The sequence below is a fragment of the Kitasatospora sp. NPDC092039 genome, assembly GCF_044756065.1.
Classification (GTDB): domain Bacteria; phylum Actinomycetota; class Actinomycetes; order Streptomycetales; family Streptomycetaceae; genus Kitasatospora.
Map to the genome: position 1 here is coordinate 19,275 of NZ_JBIVSD010000038.1, position 9,049 is coordinate 28,323.

At 74.0% G+C, this 9,049-nt stretch carries 6 protein-coding genes and 2 pseudogenes; 5 read left to right on the plus strand and 3 right to left on the minus strand.

What is annotated here, in order from left to right:
* Window positions 1–72: 72 nt before the first annotated feature.
* Together ACIQI7_RS38215 and ACIQI7_RS38220 are read left to right on the plus strand one after the other, a co-directional pair.
* Window positions 73–1,146 carry a hypothetical protein gene (locus ACIQI7_RS38215; RefSeq protein ID WP_401119284.1) on the plus strand — a complete coding sequence of 358 codons (1,074 nt, stop codon included), beginning with the start codon at window positions 73–75 and terminating at the stop codon, window positions 1,144–1,146.
* Between the two features lie 201 nt (window positions 1,147–1,347).
* A pseudogene (locus ACIQI7_RS38220) lies at window positions 1,348–2,568 on the plus strand (C40 family peptidase); the annotation flags it as partial.
* Between the two features lie 78 nt (window positions 2,569–2,646).
* On the opposite strand, the pseudogene ACIQI7_RS38225 reads toward ACIQI7_RS38220, so the two are convergent.
* A pseudogene (locus tag ACIQI7_RS38225) lies at window positions 2,647–2,922 on the minus strand (threonine aldolase); the annotation flags it as partial.
* A gap of 355 nt (window positions 2,923–3,277) precedes the next feature.
* Between ACIQI7_RS38225 and ACIQI7_RS38230 the strand changes: the two are divergent.
* Window positions 3,278–4,216 carry a M23 family metallopeptidase gene (locus tag ACIQI7_RS38230; protein WP_401119287.1) on the plus strand — a complete coding sequence of 313 codons (939 nt, stop codon included), beginning with the start codon at window positions 3,278–3,280 and terminating at the stop codon, window positions 4,214–4,216.
* Window positions 4,217–4,254: 38 nt separating this feature from the next.
* Here the strand turns inward: ACIQI7_RS38230 and ACIQI7_RS38235 are convergent, their stop codons facing one another.
* On the minus strand, window positions 4,255–4,902 hold the full coding sequence (locus ACIQI7_RS38235; RefSeq protein ID WP_401119290.1) for a TetR/AcrR family transcriptional regulator: 648 nt from the start codon (window positions 4,900–4,902) through the stop codon (window positions 4,255–4,257).
* Between the two features lie 221 nt (window positions 4,903–5,123).
* On the opposite strand from ACIQI7_RS38235, the gene ACIQI7_RS38240 reads away from it, so the two are divergent.
* Window positions 5,124–6,716 carry an MDR family MFS transporter gene (locus ACIQI7_RS38240; protein WP_401119293.1) on the plus strand — a complete coding sequence of 531 codons (1,593 nt, stop codon included), beginning with the start codon at window positions 5,124–5,126 and terminating at the stop codon, window positions 6,714–6,716.
* 68 nt (window positions 6,717–6,784) lie between these two features.
* Here ACIQI7_RS38240 and ACIQI7_RS38245 read toward each other — a convergent pair whose 3' ends face one another.
* A complete protein-coding gene (locus tag ACIQI7_RS38245) occupies window positions 6,785–7,732 on the minus strand; it encodes an A/G-specific adenine glycosylase (protein ID WP_401119296.1) in 948 nt (315 codons plus the stop codon).
* A 194-nt stretch (window positions 7,733–7,926) separates the two neighbouring features.
* On the opposite strand from ACIQI7_RS38245, the gene ACIQI7_RS38250 reads away from it, so the two are divergent.
* Complete coding sequence (locus ACIQI7_RS38250) at window positions 7,927–8,781, plus strand: hypothetical protein (RefSeq protein ID WP_401119299.1); 855 nt, start codon at window positions 7,927–7,929, stop codon at window positions 8,779–8,781.
* Window positions 8,782–9,049: the final 268 nt, after the last annotated feature.

Consider the following 9,049-nt stretch of genomic DNA (forward strand, 5'->3'; position numbering starts at 1 on the left):
CGCCGGGGGCGATCCGGGCCCGGGCCACGTCACGGCAGCCAGCACGCAGCACCAGGAACGAAGGTAAGACCCATGACGACACTGCTGGACGGCTACCGCGAACACATCGTCGCCGCCCACAAGCAACCGCTGTTCCTGCTGCTGGTCGGATTCATCACCTCCTTCGTCTTCATCCGCTTCAGCGTCCGGATGATCCGCGCCCAGGTGCGCTGGTGGCCGGGCAACGTGACCCCGGGCGGCCTGCACATCCACCACATGGTGTTCGGCCTGGGCTTCCTGCTGCTCGGCGGCATCGGGGTCTTCGCCACCTACGGCGGGCACCCGTGGATCGACTGGTTCGGGCTGGCCTTCGGCATCGGCTGCGGCCTGGTGCTGGACGAGTTCGCGCTGATCCTGCACCTGGACGACGTGTACTGGAGCGAACAGGGCCGCAAGTCGGTGGACGCGGTGATCTTCGGCATCCTGTTCACCTCCCTGTTGCTCGTCGGGTACGTGCCGCTCGGTGTGGTGCCGGGCGAGGAGACCAGGTGGGGCCTGATCACGGTCATCTCGGTGAACGCGCTGGCCTCGGTGATCACCCTGCTCAAGGGCAAGGTGTGGACCGGCCTGCTCGGGATCATGGTTCCCGGCCTGTCCTGGATCGGTGCGATCCGGCTGGGCCGCCCGAGCAGCCCGTGGGCCCGCTGGCGGTACGCCGCGCGCCCCCGCCGCCGGGCGCGTGCGCTGCGGCGCGAGCGCCTGCTGCACCGGCGCGCGGACCGGGCCCGCACCTGGCTCTTCGACCTGATCGCCGGGGCGCCCGACAAGGTCCCGGCCAACCACCCGGCCGCGCACCGGGTGGCCGAGCGGATGGCCGCCCGGGCCACCGCCCACCTCGACGCGCACGCCGCCCGGGCGCTGGCCCGCCGTCAGGCCCGGCTGGCCGACCGCCGCTCGGCCGCCGCCGCGGGGGCGGCCGGAAGGGCCGTGGGCCCGGTGTCCGGGGTGGTCGAGGCCGCTCCGGTCCGCTCCCGGCTGGCGCAGCAGCGCCGCCGTACCGTACGGGCCGGGCGCAGTCGGGCCTTCGCCGTCGGTCCGACCGGGCTGGAGAGCCGCCCCGCGCGGCACCCCCGGCTGCGGACGCACACCCGCCGGATAGGGCGGTAGCCCGCCGCTCCGCCTGCTCCTGCGCCTGTCGCCTGTCCCCGCGCTTGCGCCTGCCCCTGCGCCCGACCCGGGGGTGCGGGCCGCTGTCGAGGATGGGTCGGACCATCCGATGGTCACCCGACCGGCGGAGCGCTTTCCAGGCGTGGAGCCAGCCGGAATTGAGAACATGATCCTCATGTGACCGTTCTGTCACGTGATGGGATGATTCATCGGACCCCGCCGATCCCCGGGCCGCCGCCCGCCCGGACGCCGCGCACCGTCCGACGCCGTCCCCTCCGGACCCGTCAGAAGGGATGTCGCGTGGCGCGCAGGCTCCTGCCGACCGTCCTGTTCTCCCTCACCGTCCTGCTCGGGCTGCTCCCCGCCGCCCAGGCCGTGCCGACGCCCGGCGAACCGGTGGCCGTCGACCCGGCGACCGGCCGCACCGGGGGAGAGGAGCCGTACCCGACCACCGAGGAGATCGACCGGGCCCGGGCCGACGCCGAGCGCAAGGCCTCCTCGGCCGACGCCCTGGAGGATGCGCTCACCGCCGCCCGGACCGAGCTGGACCGGGCGGCGCGCACCACCGAACAGGCCGTCGAGGCCTACAACGGCGCCCAGCTCGCCCTCACCCGGGCCCGCGCCGAGGAGGACGCCGCCGCGCAGCGCGCCGCCGCCGCCGAGACCGGGCGGTCGGCGGCCGCCGAGGACGCGGCCCGGCTCGCGGCCGAGACCTACCGGCAGGGCGCGGGGGCCGAGCTGTCCGCCCTCGACGCGCTGCTCGGCGCCCACGGCCCGCGCGAGGCGGGCGACCGGGCCGCCGCGGTCGGCCAGGTCGGCGAGCGCACCCGGCAGATCCTGGACGCGGCCACCTCCACGGCCGCCGCCGCCCGCAGCGCCTCCGCCGCCGCCCGGGCCGCCACCGAGGTCGCCGGGAGGGCCGCCGCCGAGGTCGGCGCGGCCCGGGCCCGGGCCGAACAGCGGCTCGCCGCCCAGCAGGTGGAGGTGGCCGCCGCCGCCCGTCGCCGCGAGCAGCTGCTCGTCGAACTGGCCGCCGCCCGCAACACCACCGTCGAGCTGGAGCGCCGACGCCGCGAGGCGCTGGAGGCGATCGCCGCCCGCGAGGCCGAGGCCGCCGCCCGGGCCGCCGCCGAGGCGGCGGCAGCCGAGGCGGAGAGAGCCGCGAAGGCCCAGGCCGCGCCGCCCCCCGCCCGCCCGTGGTCGGCCGAGGGCGCGGCCGCCGCCGTCGCCTTCGCCAGGTCCAGGATCGGTCTGCCCTACGTCTGGGGCGGCGAGGGCCCGGGCGGCTACGACTGCTCCGGGCTGACCATGATGGCCTGGCGCGAGGGCGGCCGACAGCTCAACCACTTCGCCGCCGACCAGTACGCCCAGAGCACCCCGATCGGCTACCGCCAACTGCGGCCGGGCGACCTCGTCTTCTGGAGCACCACCGGTCCCGGCCGCCTCGGCGTGGATCCGCAGGGCGATCTGCTGGGCCATCGTGCCGGTCGGGAAGAAGGCCGCGTCCTCGGTGCCGAGCAGTTCGGCGACCCGCTGCTCCAGGGTGCGGACCACGCCGTCGCCGTACTGGTCCGGGCGGCCGTCCAGGTCGGCGCCGCCGTACGGGCGGGGGGCGGCGTCCGGCGGCGGGCCGGCCAGGTCGGCGAGGCGTTCGCGGATGGTCTGCGGCCGGACGCCGGACAGCAGCCGCTCGCAGCCGCGCAGGGCGGCGAAGCGGCGGTCCGGCAGGGCCGGCCGGCCACTGGCGTCGGGGACTTCACTCCTGTTGCCGTACATGGCTCGATCGTCCCGCAGCGGGCCTGGCCGGTCAGCGGTGCGACCGAAAGCGGTTCGAGCCCGCCAAACGCCGGCCGCGCGTGGTGCTGGTCACAGGCCTCCGGCGCGGTACGACCGGTGGTAGTAGCGGGGCCGGGGAACCGGCGGACGCCGCGAAGCGGGCACCGACGATCGGATCACATGATCGTTACTCCGTCGGTTTGAATCTCCGGCGCCACGATGACTACACGCCGTAGTACGTCACACCGTTTGGGGCTCCGCTCGGTGACCGTTACACCTGAGTGGTCCCCCGCTCAGCACGCGCCCGAACGGGCTCCCCGTGCTGCCCTCGTACGACCGTGAGGTACGGCAAGCGATGTCCACCGTCCCGCCCGTGGGGCCGGCCCTGCGCCGGCTCGCCGCCCGCACGGCGGCCCAGGCCGCCGTCTGGCTGCCCCGGATCGGCCACGCCGTCCGCACCCAGGCCGCACCGCTGCGCTCGCTCGCGTCGCCCCGGCACGCCACGCTGCCGGGCAGCCGGCAGCGGGCCGAGCACGACCACGCGCTGGTCTCGGCCGGAGCGGCCGCCGTGCTGCTCGCCGGGGTGCTGCTGGTGGCCACTCCGGGCACCGCCTCGGCGCAGACCGTGCTGCCCACCACGCCGGGCAGCTCGGCCTTCACCGTGCCCAGGGCGGAGGTGCCCAGCGCGGGGCTGGTCCAGGTGGCCGGGCCCAGCCCGTACAAGCTGCCCGACGACGGCGACTCCGCGCAGGAGTTCGTGGCGGTGGCGGCCAACCTGCTGCCGCTCGAACCGCCGGCTCCGGCGCCCGAGCCGGAGCCCGCCCCCGAGCCGGCCCCCGAGGCCGCCCCTGCACCCGAGCCCGAGCCCGAGCCGGCCCCGGCTCCCGGGTGGTCGGCGCCGGTGCCGAACGCGCCGACCAGCAACCCGTACGGGAAGCCCAACCGCAGCTACGCGGCCGGGTACCACACCGGGGTGGACTTCGCGGTCTCCCCGGGCACGCCGCTGCTGGCGGTCGGCGACGCGACCGTGGTCTCGGCCGGCTGGGACGGCGCGTACGGCAAGGAGGTCGTGCTGCGGCTGGCGGACGGACACTTCGCGCAGTACGCCCACATGTCCTCGGTCACCGTCTCGGCGGGCCAGTGGGTGCCGGCGGGCGAGCGGATCGGGTTCTCCGGGAGCACCGGCAACTCGACCGGCCCGCACCTGCACTTCGAGATCCGCACCAGCAACCGCTACGGCGCGGTGGTCAACCCGATCGCGTACCTCGCGGGGCACGGCGTCACGAACTTCTGAGCCGCCCCGGATGCTCCGCCGGGCATCCTTAGCGGCCCTCAGCCCGCGTTGGACGCGGGGTGGCCGGGGGCGGAGTGGCGGATCCCGGCGCCGATCTCCAGCGCGATGTCCCGGGCCGCCCCGATCGCCTCGTCCAGGCCGGCCGGGGGCGGCTGCTCGCCCCACACGTTCCGGGCCTCGCCGCAGTCCGCGCTGTCCTGCTTGAGCAGGAACAGCGACGAGTGGACGGTGAACAGCGCCATCGCGGCCCGCAGCCGGTCGTGGAAGTCCGCCTCCGGCCCGTGCACCAGCTGCATCATGGTGATCATGCGGTCCTTGAAGGCCAGGCCGGCCGGGGACTCGCGCAGCGCGGGCTGGTTCTCGTGGAAGAAGCGCAGCAGCGGGGCCCGCTCGGCCATCCCGTCCGCGAAGCGGCGGATCAGCTCGTCGCGCGTCGCCGGGCTCCAGGCCTGCTTGCGGCCCCACGCGATGGTCTCGTCGATCGGCGCGGCCATCCGCTCGACGATGCCGAGGACGATGTCGTCCTTGGTCTTGAAGTGGTAGTAGAGCGCGGCCTTGGTGACGCCCAGGCGGTCGGCGATCTCGCGCAGCGAGGTCTGCTCGTAGCCCTGCTCCGCGAAGAGCTCCAGTGACACCTCGATGATGCGAGCCCGGGTGTCGCTGCGGGGGCTGTGCGGAGTGCCCATGGCCTGCCTCATGACTGCGTCGGTGACTACTGCGGACCCCGGGGTGGTGTCCGCCCCGGGCTCATTCTCCCTGCCCAGACGGTCGGTCGAGAAACTGGCTTGACGACCGGCTAGGGAACAACCTACCGTGCCGACGGTCGATAAACTAGCCGGGCGACAAGTAAGTGAGCCGCCGCACGGCCCGACGCTCCGTCCGCACCACCCTCCGGGAGACCCACCTCATGTCACAGCCCAAGACCGCCGGCCCGGTGCCGGAGGACAGGACGGCCGAGGAGGAGCAACCGCGGTCACCGCGCGAGATCCGCCTCGTGATGGTCGGCCTGGTCGTCACCATGCTGCTGGCCATGCTCGACAACCTGATCGTCGGCACCGCGATGCCGACCATCGTCGGCGACCTCGGCGGCGCCGAGCACCGCTCCTGGGTGGTCACCGCCTACACCCTGACCACCGCCGCCTCCACCCCGATCTGGGGCAAGCTGGGCGACCTCTACGGCCGCAAGGGCAGCTTCCTCACCTCGATCGTGATCTTCCTGGTGGGTTCGGCGCTGTCCGGCCTGTCGCAGAACATGACCGAGCTGATCGCCTTCCGCGCCGTCCAGGGCCTGGGCGCCGGCGGTCTGATGGTCGGCGTGATGTCGATCATGGGCGCTCTCGTCCCGCCGCGTGACCGCGGCAAGTACCAGGGCATGTTCGCCGCGGTGATGGCGCTCGCCACCGTCGGCGGCCCGCTGGTCGGCGGCTTCATCACCGACCACCTGAACTGGCACTGGACCTTCTACATCAACCTGCCGCTCGGCGTGGTCGCACTCGCCGTCGTCGTCGTCACCCTGAAGCTGCCGAAGGTCCGAAGCAACGCCAGGATCGACTACCTGGGCGCGATCCTGCTCACCACCGGCATCACCTCGCTGGTACTCATGACCACCTGGGGTGGCCAGGAATACGCCTGGGGCTCCAAGGAGATCCTCGGCCTGGCCGCGCTCGCCGCCGCCTCGCTGATCGCCTTCTGCTACGTGGAGCAGCGGGTCGAGGAGCCGATGCTGCCGTTGAGCCTCTTCAAGAACCTGAACTTCACCCTGGTCTCGATCATCGGCTTCATCGTCGGCTTCGTGATGTTCGGCTCGACCTTCTTCCTGCCCTTCTACCAGCAGATCGTCCAGGGCGCCTCGGCGACCAACTCCGGGCTGCTGCTGATGCCACTGATGTTCGGCATGCTCGTCGTCTCGCTGGTGGTCGGCCAGGCCGTCACCAAGACCGGCAAGTACCGGATCTACCCGATCATCGGCACCGTCGTGATGACCGGCGGCATGCTCCTGCTCTCCACCATGGGCGTCGGGACCAGCAGCTTCACCTCGGCCTGCTGGATGGTCGTGCTCGGTGCCGGCATGGGCTTCCTGATGCAGATCACCATGCTGGTCGCCCAGAACAGCGTCGAGCTCAAGGACATGGGCGTGGCCAGCTCCACCGCCACCCTGTTCCGCACCATCGGCGGCTCCTTCGGCGTCGCACTGTTCGGCGCGCTGTTCAACAACCGGGTGACGGACACCATGACCGAACGGCTGGGCAGCCAGGCCGCCGGCGGCGGGGCGAAGGACCCGGGCGAGATGAGCCCGGCCGAGCTGCGCAAGCTGCCCGCGCCCGTCCAGGACGCCTTCCACCACGCGGTGACCAACGGCATCGACACCGTCTTCCTGTGGGGTGCCGGGGTGGCCGTGATCGCCATCGCCGCGGCGGTGTTCCTGCGCGAGGTGCCGCTGCGCGGGGCCGGCAAGGACGAGAAGCCGGCCGAGTCCTCGCTGGAGGCGGCGGCCGTCTGACGACCCCGCCCCGTACGGCGCCCCCGGGAGGTTCGTCCACCCGGGGGCGCCTTCCGTCCGTGGGGCGGCTACTGGGGCAGCCGGTAGACGCCCTGCTCGACCGGCTCGACCAGGCCGTCCGCCACCAGGCCGTCCAGCGCCCGGGCCCGCTGCACCGCGTCCGGCCAGACCGCGTCCAGCCGGGCCTGCGGCACCGTCCCGTGCGACTCGCGCAGCACCGCGAGCAGCTTGCCGCGCACCTGGCGGTCCGTCCCCTCGTAGGACTGGCCGCGCCGGGCCGGGCCCTCGTACGGCGGGCGTCCGGCCCGCTGCCAGGCGCAGGCCGTGAACAGCGGGCAGTCCCCGCACTCCGGGCCGCGCGCGGTGCAGACCAGCGCGCCCAGCTCCATCACGCCGACCGCCCAGGTGGCGGCCGTCTCGGCGTCGTCCGGCAGCAGCGCGGTGGCGGTGCGGCGCTCGGCGGCGGTGGTGGCCTGGGCCGGGTACTCGACCCCGGTCACCGCGCGGGCGAAGACCCGGCGGACGTTGGTGTCCAGCACCACGTGCCGCTGGCGGAAGGCGAAGGACGCGACGGCGGCGGCGGTGTACTCCCCCACCCCGGGCAGCGAGAGCAGGGTGGCGTGGTCGTCCGGGACCTCACCCTCGTGCTCCTCGGTGATCGCCACCGCGGCCGCGTGCAGGCGCAGCGCCCGGCGCGGGTAGCCCAGCCGGCCCCACATCCGGACCGCCTCGCCGGGCGCCTCGGCCGCGAGGTGGGCCGGGGTCGGCCAGCGGGTGAGCCAGGCCTGCCAGGCGGGCAGCACCCGCTTGACCGGGGTCTGCTGGAGCATGAACTCGCTCACCATGACGGCCCAGGGCGTCGCGTCGGGGGCCCGCCAGGGCAGGTCGCGCTTGCTCGCCTCGTACCAGTCCAGGACGGTCGAGTGGAACAGCGGCAGGGGCAGCGGCGGCCGGACGGCGCCGGCGGGGGCGGGAACGGCGTCGGCGGCGGTGGCGGGAGCGGTGATGGCAGTCATGGCCCTTCGATCCTCCCATGTCCGCCGACCGGGCCGAAGTGGATCAGACCGCTCCGGATCCTCCCGGGAAACTCCCCGGAAATCGTCCGATTGGCGCTCGCTCGAACGGATCAAATGGCGGATCATGTGAAGGAAGGGGTGACTGTGCGGTGTTGGTGAGTCAATCGCCACACACAGTCTCGTAGAGTTTGGTCGTGCCTTCTCTGCGTCAACCCGTCGGACCACTGCCGGCCTCGATCTACTGGCGTCGGCGCGTCGTCGTGCTCGTCGCCGTCGCGGCGGTCGTCGCGCTGATCGCCTGGCTGATGATCGATCAGGGCGGGGGCGGTGACGGCGGCTCATCGGGCAAGGCCGCACAGGCCGTTCCCTCCCAGAACCAGACCCCGGCCCAGACCATCACGCCCGGCGCCTCCCCGAGCGGCCCCGCGGCGCGCCCGGGCGGCGGTGGCGCCGGGGGTGGCCCGGTCGCGGGCGGCGGCGGCACCGAGGTGAACCTCAGCGGGGGCACCGGCGCCGGTGCCAACCCGGCCCCCGGGGGCGGCGCGGCGCCGGCCGCCGGCGGCGCCGGTGGCGGTACGGGCGGCTCCGGCGGCCCGGGCGGCGGCGCCCCGGCGGTGAACACCCCCGAGATCATGGCGCTGCCGGTCTGCGCCTCCTCGCAGGTGGCGCTGGAGCTGGCCGGCACCCAGAACTCGTACCAGCCCAAGGACAAGCCGCGGCTGGCCCTGACGGTCAAGAACTCCTCCGGCACCAACTGCCGGGTGGACCTGGGCCGCACCGCCTCCGTGATCACGGTGAGCGGCAGCAACAACGACCGGGTCTGGTCCTCCGGCGACTGCCCGGCCGACAAGGGCAGCATCTGGGTGCAGCTCGGCGCGGGCGGCAGCCAGACCGAGACCTTCACCTGGGACCGCAGCCGCAGCAAGCCGCAGTGCGCGACCGCCGACCAGACGCCGCCGCCGAGCGGCACCTACGTGGTGCTCGCGGAACTGACCGGGCTCTCCGGGGACAAGGTCTCGGCGCGGGCCTCGATCCGGCTGGACAGCTGAGAACCGGTCAACTTCCCCCGGAGCCCCCGGCCGCCGAGCGGCCGGGGGCTCCGCCGTGTCCGGGGCTCCGTCGTGCCTGGGGCTCCGTCGTGCCTGGGGGCTCCGTCGTGTCCCGGCGCTCCGTCGAGCCTGGGAACGAGCCTGGCGCGAACGTGCGGCGGCCCCCGGAGAAGCGGGTGGTTTCTATGGGTCGTGGCAACACGTGGTCGGTTGTCTAGGCCGCGATGAGTTTATGCAGGCGCTCGGCTGGGGTTTCCCAGCCGAGCGT

Bases quoted from the DNA above. Each gene is read 5' to 3' on its own strand.
- ACIQI7_RS38235 (WP_401119290.1), bottom strand. From the start codon at position 4,902: ATGGGCACTCCGCACAGCCCCCGCAGCGACACCCGGGCTCGCATCATC.
- ACIQI7_RS38245 (WP_401119296.1), bottom strand. From the start codon at position 7,732: ATGACTGCCATCACCGCTCCCGCCACCGCCGCCGACGCCGTTCCCGCC.
- ACIQI7_RS38240 (WP_401119293.1), top strand. From the start codon at position 5,124: ATGTCACAGCCCAAGACCGCCGGCCCGGTGCCGGAGGACAGGACGGCC.
- ACIQI7_RS38230 (WP_401119287.1), top strand. From the start codon at position 3,278: ATGTCCACCGTCCCGCCCGTGGGGCCGGCCCTGCGCCGGCTCGCCGCC.
- ACIQI7_RS38215 (WP_401119284.1), top strand. From the start codon at position 73: ATGACGACACTGCTGGACGGCTACCGCGAACACATCGTCGCCGCCCAC.